Here is a 16,325-nt window from a genome sequence, read left to right on the forward strand (position 1 = left end):
AGGGCAAGAGGTGGGCGCATTGCGCCAAAAAAGGTGGTACCGCGGAAACGACGCTTTTCCGTCCTTTTCTATAAGGGCGAAAAAGCGTTTTTTTATTTCAAGGAGGTGGAAAGGTGAAAAAAAAGCGAATCGTTGTCAAAATTGGTAGCAGCTCGTTAACCGAAAAAAATGGCACACTTTCAGAACAAAAGCTTGTTGAACATGTCGAAGCACTTGCTTATATGAAGCAATTAGGACACGATATTATTCTTATCTCATCAGGTGCCGTAGCAGCCGGATTCGGTTTACTTGGGTATCGCTCACGCCCGAAGGCACTCGCCGCGAAACAAGCAGCGGCAGCAGTCGGTCAAGGCCTGCTTATGCAAAAATACATTTCCGCCTTTCGTTCGTTCGATATTGTCACAGGACAGTTGTTGTTAACGCGTGCAGATTTTTACGACCGCGAGCGGTTTCGTAACTTATTTGCGACAATTTCTACATTGTTAGAACGTGGCGTTCTTCCAATTATTAATGAAAACGACTCAATTGCAGTGGAAGAATTGACGTTCGGGGATAACGATTTATTGTCCGCGCTTGTGGCCGGTTTTTTGCATGCTGATGCTCTCATTATTTTAACGGACATTAATGGGCTATATGACAAACATCCAAATCACCCTGAAGCAAAAAAGTATTATTTTCTCTCGGAAATGACTGACGAGCTTATCGAGCAAGCTGGAGACAGCGGCTCAGCAGTTGGAACGGGTGGAATGAAATCGAAGCTGCTTGCCGCACAAAAAGCGCTTTCTTTTGGTGTCAGCGTCTTTATCGGTACAGGAAAAGGAAAAGAAAAATTGAAACATATTTTAGAAGGAAAAGGCGATGGGACGTATATCGGCTCCCCTTTTCAAGAACATATGCAAATGCGAAAACAATGGATTGCGTACCATTCCGAAGTCGCAGGTGCAATTGAAATTGATGAAGGAGCAGAAAGTGCGGTATTGCATAAAGGAAAAAGTTTATTACCTGCTGGTGTAACAAACATATTCGGCTCGTTTCAAGCGCTTGATGTCGTAAATGTCGTGAACAAAAAAGGAGAAATCATCGCGAGAGGTCAAGTATATTACGCCGCTGACGATTTAGTGAAAGTAAAAGGTTTTTCAAGCGAGGAAGCGAAACAATATTCCTTCCACCATCGCCCAGAAGTCATTCATCGCGATAACTTAGTATGTTTTAAAAAAACAACAGTCCGATAAATACGAAAAGGAGCGAAAAAAATGAACGAATTACTTACAAAAGCAAAGAAACTAAAACAAGTTTCTAAACGTTTAGCATTATTATCAACGGAAGAAAAAAACAAGGCGCTTGCGATCATCGCGGAAACATTAGTTGCACGAAAATCGTACATTTTAGAAGAGAATGAAAAAGATATGGAAAACGGAAAAGAAAACGGACTCTCCCCTTCGTTGCTTGACCGACTACAACTGACGGAAGAACGTATTCACCAAATTGCTGACGGTGTTCGCCAAGTGATTCAGCTACCAGATCCAATCGGCGAAACGATCGAACAATGGACGCGACCAAACGGGCTCAGATTAAAACAAATTCGCGTGCCGCTTGGTGTTGTCGGTATGGTATATGAAGCCCGTCCAAATGTAACAGTCGATGCAGCTAGTCTTTGTTTAAAAACGGGAAATGCCGTCTTGTTGCGCGGTAGCTCGTCCGCCATTCACTCGAATAAAGCGCTCGTATCCGTCATGCAAGAAGCGTTAAAACAATCGTCAGTTCCATCCGATGCGATTCAATTATTAGAAGATACAAGCCGTGAAACAGCACAACACATGTTTCGTTTAAAAGAATATGTGGATGTTCTCATTCCACGGGGAGGTGCTGGACTTATCCAATCGGTCGTCGAACACGCCACAATTCCTGTGTTAGAAACAGGCGTCGGCAATTGTCATATTTTCATTGACGACTCCGCCGAAAAAGAAATGGCGCTCGATATCGTCATAAACGCTAAACTACAACGTCCGTCTGTCTGCAATGCGGTTGAAACGGTCATCGTTCACGACCAATGGCCATATATAAGTGCGTTGCTTGAAACGCTGCATGAAAAAGGGGTCGAGCTGCGCGGCGACAAACGGCTCTCGTCTACATATCCGTTCGTCCGTGAAGCGACAGAAGCCGACTGGGCGACTGAATTTTTAGCCCCGATTTTAGCGGTGAAACTCGTCGAAACGGTCGATGAAGCCATTGAACACATTGAACGCTACGGTACAAAACATTCCGAAGCGATTATTTCTAAAACCGATGAACATGTAGAGCAGTTTCTTGCTCATGTCGATGCCGCTGTATTGTACCATAACGCCTCCACTCGCTTCACCGACGGCGAACAGTTCGGATACGGTGCGGAAATCGGCATTAGCACACAAAAACTGCACGCTCGCGGCCCAATGGGTTTGCGTGCCATCACGACAACAAAAACACTTGTGTATGGAAATGGACAAGTGCGAACATAAAAAAACCTAGCCTCTATGTGGGGCTGGGTTTCTTTTCTTTCATCCAATCGGACATGTTTTACAATGGGATTGCGCGACCGTTTGATAGGACAGACAACACGTTGTTCTCCGAATACGACTCGCTCCCTTCCAAAAACGATACAACGGATTTTGAGAATATGCTCCAAACAACTTTCCATCTGCCTCTTGAACAATAAACAGAAAATCATCATAAATTTGATGGCGTAAATCGCCAAACGAATTTTCTTCTAATAACATTTCATATAACCAAATGATATAAATCGAGACGTTTTCCCATAAAATAAGCGTTGGGATGTTGGTGATTTTCCGCAAGTGTTCGATTAACAAAGCAAGATGTTCAGCGAAAAGATGTTTAATCATTTGCGTACGCCATTTGTCGCGATCGCCGTGAACTGTTGTATATACTAACGATTCAAAATAAAAAGTAGGCAACCATATTTCTAATTCATCGTCTGTATCCATCCATATTTGATCGAAAGACAACGAAAGACGCTTGTTCCAAACAGACATTGCATATAACACAATTGCTATAAAAAGGCTGTATCTTTTTATGAATATGGAAGCGGAAACGACTCGATTTCGAGCTCCAATTTTTTGTTGTACAAGTTGTAAATATGTGCTCAATTCACCTTCATCATGCAATTGATTAAGCTGAATAGACAAAGGGGAGATTATACGTCTTCTTGAAAAACGAAATCTCTCTAACTGTTTCATTTCATCTTCAGAAAAGACCATTACGATACACCCTCCTTCCCAACAAGAAATCTCCCTTTCCCATAAGGAACACAAAGCGGTGTGCCGAATAGAGGATCGTAAATAACTTCGCAATCAAGCTGGAAAACATCTTTTACAAGTTGACGTGAAATAACGTTCTCCGGCTTCCCTTGTGCATATACTGTTTTGTCGCGAATCGCAATAATATGGTGGGCATAGCGACAAGCTAAATTTAAATCATGAAGCACCATGATGATCGTTCGCTTTTCTTGTTCATGCAATGTAAACAATAAATCAAGAATTTCAATTTGATGTGCCATATCTAAATAAGTTGTCGGCTCATCAAGTAAAATGACTTCTGTATTTTGCGCTAACGTCATCGCAATCCATGCGCGTTGGCGCTGTCCTCCAGACAGGGAGTCAACCGAGCGCTCCGCCAATTCTGTCATTCCTGTCGCTTTAAGCGCCCGTTGGACTGCTTCTTCATCCTCTTTTGACCATTGTTTTAACCACGTTTGATGTGGATAACGCCCTTGTTTGACAAGTTGCAAAACCGTCAACCCTTCTGGTACGGTTGGCGACTGCGGCAAAATGGCCATCTTTCTCGCTACTTCTTTCGTTGGCATTTTTGCGATTGCTTTTCCTTCAAGCAATACAGTGCCACCAAGCGGTTTTAATAGTCGAGCAAGAGACCGTAATAACGTTGATTTTCCGCAGCCGTTCGCCCCAATGAAGACGGTAATTTCCCCTTTCGGAATACTCACGTTCAACCCTTCGATAACGATTTTGTTTCCGTAAGACAGCGTAAGCGATTTTGTTTGAAAAATGGCCATCTATTTTGCACCTCGCTACGTATTTCGATTTTTGTACAGCAAATAAATAAAATACGGGGCCCCAATTGCTGCGGTAAATACGCCTGCTGGAATTTCTAATGGGGCAAAAAGCGTCCGCCCCATGAGATCAGCAAGCAATACTAAAATCGCTCCTAACAAAGCCGATGTTGGCAACATCCCACCGAATGAAGAACCTACTAATCTTCTCGCCATATGCGGAGCCATTAATCCGACAAAGCTAATCCCACCTGCAAACGCTACAGCTCCCCCCGTTAATGCTGTACCTAATAAAAGAAAAAACAATCGCTGTTTTTGTAAAGAAGCGCCCGCACTCACCGCAAGCTCCTCTCCTAGTTCTTGAATGTTTATTTGTCGAACAGAAAGAAAACTAATCAATAACATCAAAAGTGCCCAAGGGATGAAAATGACAACTTGTTTCCAAGAGGCTCCATATACACTTCCAGTAATCCAAATATTCGCTTGGCTCGCCCGATAAATCGGTCCAATGAGCATGAGCATAGTAGTAAAAGCTTGCATGAGCGCAGATATCCCTATCCCGATCAAGACGAGACGGATCGAGGATACACCGTTTTTCCAAGCTAGCATATACACAAGAAAAACGGCGATCGTGGCTCCTATAAAAGCACCTAAAGGCAACCAGTGAATACTAATGATAAGCGATCCATTTTTATCACTAAATATCGTTAAAAATAAAACAACTACTACGGCTGCGCCACTTGTCATCCCAAGTACATCTGGAGAAGCAAGCGGATTGCGAATCATTCCTTGAAGAATAGCACCAGCTACCGCTAATGACATTCCCGCAAAAAAGGCGATAATCATTCGAGGTAAGCGAAATGAATAAATTACAATCTCATCCATTTCACTTCCACTACCTAATAGCGTTTTTATAACATTTACTGGGGAAATATACATTTCTCCAATTCCTGTGCTAAGAAGAAACAAAAAAATAGAAATCATTAGTAGCACTAAGCAAGTAGTCGTGGCTTTTTTGTCAATTAAAAATGAAATATTGTTTCCCACTCGAAATGGTATGTACTTTCTCATTTTAAGATCCCCCTACGGGCAACATAAATAAAAAATGGAACCCCGATAAATGCCGTCATAATTCCGACAGGCACTTCTTGCGGCATTAATATATAGCGAGCCCCGATGTCTGCAAAGTTTAAGAGACTTCCCCCAATGAAAGCACAATACGGAAGTAGCCAACGATGATCATTCCCGACAAATGCTCGAGCAATATGGGGAACAATAATTCCTATAAAACCTATTGGCCCAGCTACTGCCACAGAACTTCCTGCTAACAAAACAATAAAAATAGCCATAATTAACTTGACAAAGTTCGTACGTTGTCCCAATCCTTTTGCTACATCATCTCCTAGCATAATAATGTTGACCTTTGGCGCCAATAAAAAAGATCCAGCCCATGCAATAAGAAAGTAAGGAAGAACAGAAGTTAACATCTCTAACTTTCGTCCTGAAACAGATCCTGCCAACCAAAACAACACCTCTTCTAACGCTTTTTCATTTGCAACTAACAATCCTTGTGTAAGAGAAGCAAAAAGTGTCGCTACAGCTGTGCCTGCTAGCGTTAATTTAAGTGGTGTCATCCCTTCTTTTCCAACTGAACTGATGACAAATACAATGATTGCTGCAAGTGTAGCACCGATTAAAGCGAGTGATGAGAACACATAGAGCGAACTAACTTGAAAGAAAGTTACACATAGCACAATCAAAAACCCTGCCCCTGCATTAATTCCAAAAATTCCAGGCGAAGCGAGTGGGTTTTTCGTTAACGCTTGCATAAGTGCGCCTGCCATGGCCAAGCTTGCTCCAACGGCTGCGCCAATCAACGCACGTGGCAAGCGGACTGAATGAATGACAAGATGTTCATTTGAATCATTCTTATTCATCAGCGCCTCGATTGCCGTTCGATAGCTTGTATCTGTGTAACCATAAATGATACTCATCCACATACTAATAAAAAATATAAGTACAAATAAAAGCAGTCCAACCAACCGTTTTGTACTGTTTTCTAACATTGTAGATAATCTCCTTACTATGATTTGTAGCCTCATATAAAGTCTATTTGATATCGAATATCAGTGTCAATTAATTTATTAGATTATTTGAAATCTCGGCAAGTAAATTATAATTCAATTATATAATTTAATTGACAATGATTATCATTCATATTATTATTTTATTCGTTAACGAAAATCATTTTCAAATAGGAGGCGTACATATGAAAAAACTTTCTTTTATGCTGATGATTGTTCTTCTTTTCGTTCTTAGCGCTTGCAACGGTTCGAACGAAGAAACAACGACAAAGCAAGATGAAGAAAAACCTGTAACTTATACAGTCGAGCATGCGATGGGCACAACTGAAATAAAAGGTGCACCTAAACGCGTTGTTATTTTAACGAACGAAGGAACAGAAGCTTTATTAGCATTAGGTGTAAAACCAGTCGGTGCTGTTAAATCGTGGCTTGGAGATCCTTGGTATGATCATATCAAAGATCAAATGGATGGCGTAAAAGAGATTGGAACGGAAAGTGAGCCAAATTTAGAAGCAATCGCTTCATTAAAACCAGACCTAATTATTGGTAACAAACTACGTCAAGAAAAAATTTATGAGCAATTAAACGCTATTGCTCCAACTGTTTTTTCTGAAACGTTAAAAGGAAACTGGAAAGAAAACTTCATGCTCTATGCAAAAGCAGTCAATAAAGAAGAAAAAGGAAAAGAAATCATGGCTGCGTACGATCAACGTATTGAAGATTTGAAAGCGAAGTTAGGAGATAAACTACAGATGAAAGTTTCCATTGTCCGCTTTATGGCTGGGGATGTACGCATTTATCACAAAGACTCCTTCTCTGGCGTTATTTTAGATCAGTTAGGATTCGCACGCCCTGAGTCACAAAATGTTAACGATTTTGCGGAAAAAGGTGTAACAAAAGAACGAATTCCAGCAATGGATGGCGATATTCTCTTTTATTTCACATATGAAGAAGGAGATGGTGCAGCTACAAAAGTAGAAGATGAATGGATTAACGATCCGCTTTTCAAGAATTTAAACGTAGCGAAACAAGGAAAAGTGTACAAAGTGAGTGACGCCATTTGGAATACAGCCGGTGGGGTTCTGGCGGCGAACCATATGCTTGATGATATTGAAAAGTATTTCCTGAACCAATAGCACATATACAAAAGCCAGCCTCCGCGTGGGGCTGGTTAAAATCTCTTTTGAAAGAAAAGGAGCAATCAGACAATAGGCCATGCGATGAAGAAAGTAACGATAATAAGAAAAACACCTGTTACTAAAAATGAAAAAACAGCCTGCAATCCGCCAGTTCTCCATCTTAAGTATAATAAGAAGAGCAACTCGCCACCATTTTATGCGAAATCCACTACGCTTCATCCCCGCACAAATCCACCTTCCGAATGGATGATCTGTCCAGTAATCCATTCGGCTTCGTCGCTTGCTAGAAAGCGAACGAGGCGCGCAGCATCGTTTGGTGTGCCGATTCGACCGAACGGAAATTTCGAAAGAAGGTATTGTTTTAGTTCTTCGTTCATCCATCCTGTATCGGTAGGTCCTGGATTGATGGCGTTTACGGTTATCTTTTTTTCGGCTACTTCGACGGCGAACGTTTTGACAAACGCATCGATCGCCCCTTTTGTTGCCACATATGCGCTTTCTCCCGGCATTGGACCAAGCGACTGCCCCGATGTCATCATAATAATTCGTCCACCTTGTGGTTTTGCAAACATATTGGCAAATGCCACACTTAACATGATCGGCGCTCTGACATTGACAAAATAGTGTCGGTCGAGCATTTCGCTTGTTAACGATGAATACGGAAGCGAAACAGAATAGCAAGCGTTGTTTACTAAAATATCCGGTACACCAAACACCTCGCACACCTTATCGAGCAATACTTGCGGTGCTTCTTCTTTAGATAAATCGAGTTCCAAGGAATGGCACACGACACCGAGCGCTTCTAGCTTTCGTTGAATGTGAAGCGGTTCGTCTTGCTCCATCCCCCACGGCATCGTACGGTCGTATGCGCTCCAGTACGTGAAAAAAATATCTGCCCCTGCTTCGGCTAGCGCCTCACAAATTGCAGCACCGATTCCATGTTTCCGGCTCACCCCTGTTACTACCGCCTTCTTTCCTTTTAATATTTTAATATTCTCAATCATTCTCACCTCCTACCGAATCGCTTCTAAATACTTCCGCAAACCGCTGATGCTCGTCACTCCATTTCGCCTCTTCCAATCGCAATGACATCGGAATATCGCAATGAATGGCCGCAAGTTTGCGCGACAAATAAAGCGAGTCAAAATGTTCGGTTATTTTTTGTTGTTGCGCTTTTGTTAAGTTCGCTAAATTTGCGATGATTCCTTCAATTGATCCATATTGTTGAATGAGTTTAACCGCTTGTTTTTCTCCGATGCCACGTACACCTGGATAATTGTCGCTCGGATCCCCCATGAGCGCTTTGACATCAATAAGTTGCTGTGGCTGAATCCCTTTTTCTTCAATAAAACGGTCGAGCGTATACGCTTCATAGCTGCCGATTCCTTTAGCCAATAAGTAAACCGTGACACGTTCCGAAAGAAGCTGAAATAAATCCCGGTCTCCTGTCATAATAGAAATTTGCATATGTTCGCGATATTGCTTGACGAGCGAACCGATGCAATCGTCCGCTTCGGCACCGAGCACACCGATATTCGGAATACCAAGCATCGCAACCACTTCTTTCGCTAAATCAAACTGCGGAACTAATTCATGTGGCGGCTCGCCTCGATTCGCCTTATAATCTGGAAACCATTCCGTGCGAAACGTCGTACTTCCCATATCCCAACAACAAACGACATGCGTCGGTTGGAGCGCATTTGTCGCCGCTTCGATATGCTTTACTACCCCATCTACCGCATTCGTCGGCACCCCACGGCTATTCATCATCTATCGCGGCGCCGTCGCATAAAACGATCGAAACAATAACGCCATCCCGTCGATTAATAACAAATGTTCTCGTTCCATCATTCGTTGTCCTTTCTATGTATCGATGCAACAAGTATAACAAAAAACCACCCCATATGGGATGGCGGAAACGTTCAAACATATTTTGTGCAACGTATCATTTATTGCAAACGTCTTTTTAAAAAACCAACCAACTTCATAATCGACCATACAATAACAAATACGACAACGTAAATAATAAAAAAAATAACAATACCTTTTAAAAAAAGAAGTAAAATGCCTTTCCAACCTTCTTTAGACCAACTAATATACAAAAGACATACAAGAAATGCAAAGAAAGCAATGTAACTTTTTTTCATGTTATTTCCTCTTTCACACTCTGAAGTCATAAGTAGATAAAACATCGTTAACTCGAAAACCAAATGTTTTTATTTCTAAATCGTACTCTAGATTAAGGGGCATGATACGAATTTTCCAAATACCATCTGGTTTATCCAAATGAAGAAAAAAAGAAAAATCCACAATTGAAAATACTTTTTGTATCGTTTTTTTCTGGTCAAGTTCTATCTTAATCCTAAAAACTGCTTCTCCATGTGGATGATACCATATCATTTCAACAAATCTATCAGTTTTTTCAACATGTGAAATCACACAATGAATGATACAGTATTTGTCAAGTGGAGTAAAAACTTTTTTTATCTCTATAGGATTACGCTCACGGTCAAGTTCAGTGCAACTATTTACACTAAATAACTTAATAACGACCACCGCCAATTAATTTATGGAGTTTATTTTCCACTTTTGTTATGCCGTCATCAATTGCTTTGCCTACTTTTGTACTGTCAAACCATTTTTCTACTGCAGCAACTTTGTTCATACTGCCTATTACATAACTTCCGGCGAAATATCCCGCTACTGTACCCTTTGCGGCTCCTTTTGCCGTTTCTGAAGCCACTTTTCTTTCTAACATAGTGAATCCTGTAGTTGCAGCTTTATATGCTCTCACTCCATTACCTATCCCACCTGTAGCCATCCCAACGACATTAGAAATCGTATTACTTCTCAAATCATCAGCAATAGAACTGACAACCCAATGTGCAGCTTTTTGTATTTTATTCATGGTATCCCTCCTAACGAAAGAATATTTTACGAAATAATCATAAAAAAAAAAAAAAAAATATGTCAATCCTTTTTTAGAATAAATTGGCTCTTCACCACAAGTTGTACTTGATCATTTAAGGTAGGTGTGCATAGAGGAAATAGAGGGTACAAAAAATGCGAATTTTCCTGTGAAGACGTTGTAGCACGTGTGGCGTGACGTTCAGCACGTCGTATCCAGCCATCTCTCCTCGAAGTGTGGCGACGGATGCGTTTCAGCGATGGGTCGCGCAATCTTGCATCGGAACATCCATTCAGGCGGTGGCTCGTATGCTCAAGCTTCCTTACACGACCGTTGAACGATGGTTTTATACCCATGCCCCTTCCTTCCTATCGAATGACGTCCAACCAAAGGCGGTTTGTGTCGATGAGTTTGCTTTTCGAAAAGGGCACGACTATGGAGTGGCGATCATGGATGCCGAAACGGGAGAAGTGTATGCCATGGAAGCAGGAAAGAACGAGGAAGCCATTGGGCGTGCATTGGCTCATGTGTCTCGTTCCGTTCAGTATGTCGTGAGTGACTTGGCTCCAGCGATGAAAAAAGCGATTCAACGGGTTTGCCCAGAGGCGACACATGTCGTCGACTATTTCCATGTCATTCAGCTGTTTACCGATGCTTTAGAACGTTGTCGCAAATATTTGGGCAAAGGAGGCAAGAAACACGGAAATGTTCGTTCCGTTTGCCGTTTATTGAGCCAATGTCCAGAGAAATTGACGGAGGAAGAACGTCAAATCATACGAGAATGGTGTAATGAAAGCGATTACTTAAAGTCTGTTTACCAATCGCTCCAACATGTTCGCTATGTGTTCAAAAGCAAAGATGAGCAACAGGCGAAACGACGCTTGAAGGCTTGGATTCATCGGTATTTGTCTTGTCCTTGTTCCGTTGTTCGTGCCATCGCAAAATCACTCGTCAAACGAACAGACGAAATGATATCGTGCATTTTATCCCATTATTCGAATGGGAAGATGGAGGGAACGAATAACAAGATCAAGCTGATGAAACGTCGGGGATACGGATACCGAAATATCCAGCGTTTTGCACTGCGGGTTCGGCTGGAAACAGCTAACATACTTTCATGACAGGTGCAAGTACATCTTTTGGTGATGAACCATAAAAAATATACATATATATGTCAATCCCTTTTTTAGAATAAATTTCATAAAAAGAAACAAAAAACCACCCCTACAATAAAGGGTGGCTGACGTTAGAAGAAGTGCGAATCGTTTGTTTTTTTGTTAGCTCTTCATCGACTTTCAGTAGTTCTTTTTTCTCCCAGCTGACGAAGTAGTCTTCCCATAAGACGTGACAACGATCATCCGTCACTTCTAACACAATTCCTCTCGTTCCATCAAGGGCGTAGACGACGCAGTTTCCGATATGAAACATGGCGCTCACCCGAGACGGAAGACGATGCCATGCCCACCGCGTGGATATTCCCAGCGAATGTTTTCGTGCGGACAGCCAATACGACAGCTGCCGCACTCATGACAGCCTTCATAGCCAACGTGCATGCGAATATCTTCCCATTTGTAAACGGCGGCTGGACAAAAAATGGTACAAATTTTATCTGGGCATTTCGTCAAACATATATTGTCATCTAGCACGTGAAGATGCGATTTCGTATCCGCGTTAAAACGAACTAAATATTGCTTTTCTTCAATCGTTTGCGCCTTCATCATTTCATCACCTTCCATGCTTTCATCATATCGCGTGCCAGCTTAAACTTTTGTTTCGTTGAGCCGAGATCACGCCAAATTTTTTTCTGTTTTTCCCATTTCGATGCCCCGTCCACCGTAAACATTTGGCTTGCTGCACGGTTGAGCATTGGAATGTATTGATCAAAATATTGCGGAAATGACTCAAAATGATGCGTCGCATCTTTATATTTTTTCAAATCTTGACCGATAAAACTTTCCATGAGCTTCATTCGGTATTGATCAAGCATGCTTTCCGAAAAGTCGTTTTGCTCTTTTGCCATAATGATTGTTTCCGCCGCTAACCGACCAGAAGTCATCGCCATATTGGAACCTTCGCGATGAATCGCATTGACAAGCTGGGCGGCATCACCGACGACAAGCACTCCATGACCGGCCACTTTTGGAATGGAATGATAGCCTCCTTCTGGAATTAAATGGGCTAAATATTCCACCGGTTCACTCCCTTGAATGTATGGACGAATCATCGGATGATTTTTCACATACTCAAGTAGCTCATACGGCTTGATTTTATGCTTAATTAACCCGGATAATAACGTGCCAACACCGATGCTAAGTGTGTCTTTATTTGTATATAAAAAGCCTGTTCCTAAAATTCCTTTTGTCGCATCGCCAAAAATTTCGATCGTACAGCCTTGGTTCGCTTCAAGGTTAAAGCGATCTTCAATGATGTTTTTATCAAGCTTTACAATTTCCATCGTCGCTAAAGCGACTTCGTCTGGCCGCCATTCACGGTGGAAGCCGAGCTGTTTTGCAAGTAGCGAGTTAACACCGTCAGCCAACACGACGACATCGGCATAAATGTCGCCATCTGGACGATCCGTACGGACACCAACTACGCGGCCGTTTTCGACAATACATTCGACCGCTACCGTTTCACATACGAGAAGCGCTCCTTGTTCAACTGCTTTTTCCGCAAACCATTGGTCAAATTTCGCGCGCAATACGGTAAAGTTGTTGTACGGCTCACGCCCCCATTCTAACCCTTTGTAGCTAAACGTGACAGCCGACTCTTTATCCATCATCATAAACCGTTGCTCAACAATCGGGCGCTCTAACGGCGCTTCTTTATAAAACGCTGGAATAATATCTTCCATCATTTTGCGGTACAATACACCGCCCATGACGTTTTTCGCCCCTGGATATTCACCGCGCTCTAGAAGTAGCACGTTAACCCCCGCTTTTGCTAGTTCATAGGCACACGCCGTTCCGGCCGGACCTGCGCCAACGACGATACAATCAAATTTTTCAGGCATGGCGAATTTCCTCCTTCATACGGTCAGCCTTTAATTTTGGAATTTCTTCTTTTAATCTCTCAATGAGAAGCGGGACAATTTCAAACGCATCGCCGACAATGCCATAATGGCATGATTGAAAAATCGGTGCGTTTGGGTCTTTATTGATCGCAATAATTAATTCCGAGTTTTGCATGCCAACGACATGCTGAATCGCACCGGAAATACCGATCGCAAAATAAATTTTCGGTGTGACTGTCACGCCTGTTTGTCCCACTTGGTGATGATGATCAATCCACCCTGCCTCGACGACATCACGGCTTGCCCCAACTGCACCACCGAGCACTTCGGCTAGCTGATGAATGAGTTGAAACCCTTCTTTGCTTCCCATGCCTTTTCCGCCAGCGACGACGATATCCGCTTCGTCAATGCGCACTTTTTTTGTTGTTTCTCTTACAATCTCTAATACTTTCGTACGCATTTCTTCTTCGCGCAATTCAATATGTTCTTCGACGATGCGACCTGTTCGTGATGAATCTGGTGGTAGCGCTTTCATTACTTTTGGGCGCACCGTCGCCATTTGTGGACGATATTTTTTACATAAAATCGTCGCCATAATATTCCCGCCAAATGCCGGACGACTGGCTAATAATAGTCCTGTGTCTTCTTCAATATCGAGTATCGTCGTATCAGCTGTTAAGCCTGTCGGTAAATCGGTGGCGATGGCGCTAGCTAAATCTTTCCCGGATGGTGTTGCCCCGTATAAAATCACTTCAGGTCTATGTTTATGGCAACAATCTAACAATGCGCGCATATATGGCTCGGTTCGATAATGCTCGAAAATAGCATCGTCATATACGTATACAACATCCGCACCATATTGGAACAATGTCGGTGCAAGCGACTTCACTTGATGACCAATCAAAACACCTGCAAGCTCCGTTTTTCGCTTATCTGCAAGCGCACGTCCCGCCCCTAACAATTCCAAAGATACAGGTGCAATGTTTCCGTCTTTCACTTCAACGTATATCCATATCCCCCGATAATCATCGAAATTCACATTTACCCCTCCCTATGAAAACAACTCTTTTTTTCCAAGTACAATAGATAAAAGTTCTTGCACTTGTTCTTCTTTTGTTCCTGTTAATATTTTTCCGCCTTCTGGTTTTGGTGGCGCCCATACTTTTGATACGATGGTTGGAGATCCCTTTAGTCCTAATTGTTTACGGTCAACATCTTCTAAATCGTCTGCAGTCCAAATCGTTGGTTGATATCGTGCGGCTTTAATCATGTTTGGCAAAGGTGCAAAGGAGATGTCGTTGATGTCTTTTTCTACAGTGAACAAACAAGGCAATTGTGATTTGACGACTTCATAGCCATCTTCTAATTTCCGATGAACGATCGCATACCCTTTTTCTTTATTGATTTCAACGACTTTGTTGACGCCAGTAAGAGGAGGAATGTTTAAACGGCGAGCGATCCCTGGTCCAACTTGTCCTGTATCTCCGTCGATTGTCATTTTTCCACAAATGATAAGATCAATCGGACGCTGTTTCGCGATTTTTTCAAGCGCTTTCGTCAGCGCATAGCTTGTTGCGAGCGTATCAGCTCCGGCAAATGCTCGGTCTGAAATCATATACCCTTCGTCTGCCCCAAGCTCAATACATTTCTTAATCGCTTTTACTGCTGGAGGAGGGCCCATCGTTAACACGGAGACTGTTCCACCGTATTTCTTTTTTAAACGAACAGCTTCTTCTACTGCATGCGCATCATACGGATTTAAAATCGCTGGGGCGCTTGCACGATCCATCGTGTTCGTTTTTGGATTCATTTTAATAATTTTCGTATCTGGCACTTGTTTAATACAGGCTACAATATGTAGCATATATTCACCTCCAAATCGATTGAATGTATAAATATTCTAGCATAATTAATGAATTGCTCGTAACAACTGTCTGAAAATTTACGATTTTGTTCACAATTTCACCGTACAGTTGCGTGAATGACGACGCCACGCCGAATCATTTCCTCGATGTAGCGATCCCCAGGAACAATTTGTTCGGGAGGGTATGCACCACGTTTTTGAATCGTTCCATCGCCAATCATTTGCGCAACAACGGAAACCGTATAGGCGGTAGAACGTGCCATCGCTGTAACATGTCTTTGTCGGTCTTTATGCGTCACCATCTCATATTCATATGTTCTCTCTTTTCCATCTTTTTCTCCCGCCACAATGACACGCAGCAAAACGACATCTTCTTTTTCTTTTAAATCTAAAAGCGGAGTCAGTACTTTTAACAATACATCGCGTGGACACACCGTTTTCCCGTCTACTTCTACTTCATAATCACGACGCGTCAATTGCAAATCGACGAGCAACCGAAATTTTTCTGCATGACCGGGATAGCGAATCGTTTTATATTCTAGACATTTTACATGTGGATAAGACTGTGGCAGCGTAGATGTTCCCCCTGATGTATGAAACGCTTCAAGCGGACCGAAACGATCGAAATAAATTGTTTCAACTTCTGATAAAGATGGCACTTGCCGTTTTTGTCCATCCCGAATAATGAAGGAAGGATCCGTGTAATGATCCAACAAACCTTCAAGCGAAAAAACATGATTGTACTCAAGCGGCGGCTCTGGGCGGAGTGGAATACCACCAACATATAATTTAATGGTATGAACGCGATCAAGTTGACTTGCCCCATATCCTGTTAAAATGTTAATCATCCCTGGGGCAACACCTAAATCTGGAATTATTGTAACACTCGCTCGTTTCGCTTGTTCATGTAAAGCAAGTACACGATCTGTCATATGACCAATATGTCCACCTAAATCGACTGCGTGCACCCCTGTTTCGATCGCAGCTTTTGCTACTTTTTCGTTAAATGTGTAAAAAAGTGCGTTAATGGCTACATCATGTCCTTGGATGGCATCCCGTAGTTCTTCATCATGAGTTGCATTCACCCGCTTCACTTTTACTTTTTCTGATGCCAACGAACGTTGAACGTCTTTCGCTTTTTCTTCATTTACATCAGCCAATGTCACTGATGATACGTTTTGCTGTTCAATTAAATCGCGCACAGCCTCTTTTCCCATTAAACCTGCTCCAAGAACAATGACATTCATCGTTCATCCT

At 42.3% G+C, this 16,325-nt stretch carries 17 protein-coding genes and 2 pseudogenes; 4 read left to right on the plus strand and 15 right to left on the minus strand.

Going from position 1 to position 16,325, the window contains the following annotated elements; all coding sequences use genetic code 11:
- Nucleotides 1-113: 113 nt before the first annotated feature.
- Nucleotides 114-1,232 (plus strand): glutamate 5-kinase, encoded by a 1,119-nt coding sequence (proB, locus tag K1I44_RS08730; protein ID WP_003395859.1) that lies wholly within the window; start codon nucleotides 114-116, stop codon nucleotides 1,230-1,232.
- A 21-nt stretch (nucleotides 1,233-1,253) separates the two neighbouring features.
- A complete protein-coding gene (locus K1I44_RS08735; protein WP_219985932.1) occupies nucleotides 1,254-2,495 on the plus strand; it encodes a glutamate-5-semialdehyde dehydrogenase in 1,242 nt (413 codons plus the stop codon).
- A gap of 39 nt (nucleotides 2,496-2,534) precedes the next feature.
- Here K1I44_RS08735 and K1I44_RS08740 read toward each other — a convergent pair whose 3' ends face one another.
- Genes K1I44_RS08740 through K1I44_RS08755 form a run of 4 tightly spaced genes read right to left on the minus strand, consistent with a single transcriptional unit; the run spans nucleotide 2,535 to nucleotide 6,126 of the window.
- Nucleotides 2,535-3,251, minus strand: a complete 717-nt coding sequence (locus tag K1I44_RS08740; RefSeq protein ID WP_219985933.1) for an IucA/IucC family C-terminal-domain containing protein — start codon at nucleotides 3,249-3,251, stop codon at nucleotides 2,535-2,537.
- The gene (locus K1I44_RS08745) at nucleotides 3,251-4,063 is read right to left on the minus strand and encodes an ABC transporter ATP-binding protein (protein WP_219985934.1); all 813 of its coding nucleotides are present in this window, start codon (nucleotides 4,061-4,063) and stop codon (nucleotides 3,251-3,253) included. The genes K1I44_RS08740 and K1I44_RS08745 overlap by 1 nt, the downstream gene beginning before the upstream one ends.
- 15 nt (nucleotides 4,064-4,078) lie before the next feature.
- Nucleotides 4,079-5,131, minus strand: coding sequence for a FecCD family ABC transporter permease (locus K1I44_RS08750; protein WP_219985935.1), 1,053 nt, complete (start codon nucleotides 5,129-5,131; stop codon nucleotides 4,079-4,081).
- Nucleotides 5,128-6,126 carry a FecCD family ABC transporter permease gene (locus K1I44_RS08755; RefSeq protein ID WP_219985936.1) on the minus strand — a complete coding sequence of 333 codons (999 nt, stop codon included), beginning with the start codon at nucleotides 6,124-6,126 and terminating at the stop codon, nucleotides 5,128-5,130. The genes K1I44_RS08750 and K1I44_RS08755 overlap by 4 nt, the downstream gene beginning before the upstream one ends.
- 203 nt (nucleotides 6,127-6,329) lie before the next feature.
- On the opposite strand from K1I44_RS08755, the gene K1I44_RS08760 reads away from it, so the two are divergent.
- On the plus strand, nucleotides 6,330-7,280 hold the full coding sequence (locus tag K1I44_RS08760; protein ID WP_219985937.1) for an ABC transporter substrate-binding protein: 951 nt from the start codon (nucleotides 6,330-6,332) through the stop codon (nucleotides 7,278-7,280).
- A 218-nt stretch (nucleotides 7,281-7,498) separates the two neighbouring features.
- On the opposite strand, the gene K1I44_RS08765 is transcribed toward K1I44_RS08760, so the two are convergent.
- The 5 genes and pseudogenes from K1I44_RS08765 to K1I44_RS08785 form a co-directional block, all read right to left on the minus strand.
- Entirely contained in the window at nucleotides 7,499-8,287 is a 789-nt protein-coding gene (locus K1I44_RS08765) for an SDR family oxidoreductase (protein ID WP_219985938.1), read from the minus strand.
- Nucleotides 8,280-9,134: pseudogene (locus tag K1I44_RS08770) on the minus strand (5'-3' exonuclease). The gene K1I44_RS08765 and the pseudogene K1I44_RS08770 overlap by 8 nt, the downstream one beginning before the upstream one ends.
- Before the next feature lie 98 nt (nucleotides 9,135-9,232).
- Complete coding sequence (locus K1I44_RS08775) at nucleotides 9,233-9,430, minus strand: hypothetical protein (RefSeq protein ID WP_163152423.1); 198 nt, start codon at nucleotides 9,428-9,430, stop codon at nucleotides 9,233-9,235.
- 13 nt (nucleotides 9,431-9,443) lie between these two features.
- Complete coding sequence (locus tag K1I44_RS08780; protein ID WP_219985939.1) at nucleotides 9,444-9,839, minus strand: hypothetical protein; 396 nt, start codon at nucleotides 9,837-9,839, stop codon at nucleotides 9,444-9,446.
- Nucleotides 9,826-10,191 carry a hypothetical protein gene (locus tag K1I44_RS08785; protein WP_091700732.1) on the minus strand — a complete coding sequence of 122 codons (366 nt, stop codon included), beginning with the start codon at nucleotides 10,189-10,191 and terminating at the stop codon, nucleotides 9,826-9,828. Before K1I44_RS08785 ends, K1I44_RS08780 begins: the two co-directional genes overlap by 14 nt.
- 173 nt (nucleotides 10,192-10,364) lie before the next feature.
- On the opposite strand from K1I44_RS08785, the pseudogene K1I44_RS08790 reads away from it, so the two are divergent.
- Nucleotides 10,365-11,312, plus strand: a pseudogene (locus K1I44_RS08790) (ISL3 family transposase); the annotation flags it as partial.
- A 103-nt stretch (nucleotides 11,313-11,415) separates the two neighbouring features.
- Here the strand turns inward: K1I44_RS08790 and K1I44_RS08795 are convergent.
- From K1I44_RS08795 to K1I44_RS08820, 6 genes are all read right to left on the minus strand, one after another.
- Nucleotides 11,416-11,619 carry a hypothetical protein gene (locus tag K1I44_RS08795; RefSeq protein WP_219985940.1) on the minus strand — a complete coding sequence of 68 codons (204 nt, stop codon included), beginning with the start codon at nucleotides 11,617-11,619 and terminating at the stop codon, nucleotides 11,416-11,418.
- A gap of 5 nt (nucleotides 11,620-11,624) precedes the next feature.
- Nucleotides 11,625-11,927, minus strand: a complete 303-nt coding sequence (locus tag K1I44_RS08800) for a ferredoxin family protein (protein WP_006319754.1) — start codon at nucleotides 11,925-11,927, stop codon at nucleotides 11,625-11,627.
- Nucleotides 11,909-13,204 (minus strand): FAD-dependent oxidoreductase, encoded by a 1,296-nt coding sequence (locus K1I44_RS08805; protein WP_003395846.1) that lies wholly within the window; start codon nucleotides 13,202-13,204, stop codon nucleotides 11,909-11,911. Before K1I44_RS08805 ends, K1I44_RS08800 begins: the two co-directional genes overlap by 19 nt.
- Nucleotides 13,197-14,243, minus strand: coding sequence for an electron transfer flavoprotein subunit alpha/FixB family protein (locus K1I44_RS08810; protein WP_003395843.1), 1,047 nt, complete (start codon nucleotides 14,241-14,243; stop codon nucleotides 13,197-13,199). The genes K1I44_RS08805 and K1I44_RS08810 overlap by 8 nt, the downstream gene beginning before the upstream one ends.
- A gap of 12 nt (nucleotides 14,244-14,255) precedes the next feature.
- Nucleotides 14,256-15,068 (minus strand): electron transfer flavoprotein subunit beta/FixA family protein, encoded by an 813-nt coding sequence (locus K1I44_RS08815; RefSeq protein WP_003395841.1) that lies wholly within the window; start codon nucleotides 15,066-15,068, stop codon nucleotides 14,256-14,258.
- A gap of 98 nt (nucleotides 15,069-15,166) precedes the next feature.
- Complete coding sequence (locus K1I44_RS08820) at nucleotides 15,167-16,315, minus strand: saccharopine dehydrogenase family protein (protein WP_219985941.1); 1,149 nt, start codon at nucleotides 16,313-16,315, stop codon at nucleotides 15,167-15,169.
- Nucleotides 16,316-16,325: the final 10 nt, after the last annotated feature.

Source organism: Anoxybacillus sp. ST4, from assembly GCF_019448545.1.
Lineage (GTDB): Bacteria > Bacillota > Bacilli > Bacillales > Anoxybacillaceae > Anoxybacillus > Anoxybacillus pushchinoensis.

What these genes read in the sequence shown, in the direction of transcription:
- K1I44_RS08735 (WP_219985932.1), top strand. Translation starts at nt 1,254, where the DNA reads ATGAACGAATTACTTACAAAAGCAAAGAAACTAAAACAAGTTTCTAAA.
- K1I44_RS08740 (WP_219985933.1), bottom strand. Translation starts at nt 3,251, where the DNA reads ATGGTCTTTTCTGAAGATGAAATGAAACAGTTAGAGAGATTTCGTTTT.
- K1I44_RS08745 (WP_219985934.1), bottom strand. Translation starts at nt 4,063, where the DNA reads ATGGCCATTTTTCAAACAAAATCGCTTACGCTGTCTTACGGAAACAAA.
- K1I44_RS08750 (WP_219985935.1), bottom strand. Translation starts at nt 5,131, where the DNA reads ATGAGAAAGTACATACCATTTCGAGTGGGAAACAATATTTCATTTTTA.
- K1I44_RS08755 (WP_219985936.1), bottom strand. Translation starts at nt 6,126, where the DNA reads ATGTTAGAAAACAGTACAAAACGGTTGGTTGGACTGCTTTTATTTGTA.
- K1I44_RS08760 (WP_219985937.1), top strand. Translation starts at nt 6,330, where the DNA reads ATGAAAAAACTTTCTTTTATGCTGATGATTGTTCTTCTTTTCGTTCTT.
- K1I44_RS08765 (WP_219985938.1), bottom strand. Translation starts at nt 8,287, where the DNA reads ATGATTGAGAATATTAAAATATTAAAAGGAAAGAAGGCGGTAGTAACA.
- K1I44_RS08775 (WP_163152423.1), bottom strand. Translation starts at nt 9,430, where the DNA reads ATGAAAAAAAGTTACATTGCTTTCTTTGCATTTCTTGTATGTCTTTTG.
- K1I44_RS08785 (WP_091700732.1), bottom strand. Translation starts at nt 10,191, where the DNA reads ATGAATAAAATACAAAAAGCTGCACATTGGGTTGTCAGTTCTATTGCT.
- K1I44_RS08795 (WP_219985940.1), bottom strand. Translation starts at nt 11,619, where the DNA reads ATGTTTCATATCGGAAACTGCGTCGTCTACGCCCTTGATGGAACGAGA.
- K1I44_RS08800 (WP_006319754.1), bottom strand. Translation starts at nt 11,927, where the DNA reads ATGGAAGGTGATGAAATGATGAAGGCGCAAACGATTGAAGAAAAGCAA.
- K1I44_RS08805 (WP_003395846.1), bottom strand. Translation starts at nt 13,204, where the DNA reads ATGCCTGAAAAATTTGATTGTATCGTCGTTGGCGCAGGTCCGGCCGGA.
- K1I44_RS08815 (WP_003395841.1), bottom strand. Translation starts at nt 15,068, where the DNA reads ATGCTACATATTGTAGCCTGTATTAAACAAGTGCCAGATACGAAAATT.
- K1I44_RS08820 (WP_219985941.1), bottom strand. Translation starts at nt 16,315, where the DNA reads ATGAATGTCATTGTTCTTGGAGCAGGTTTAATGGGAAAAGAGGCTGTG.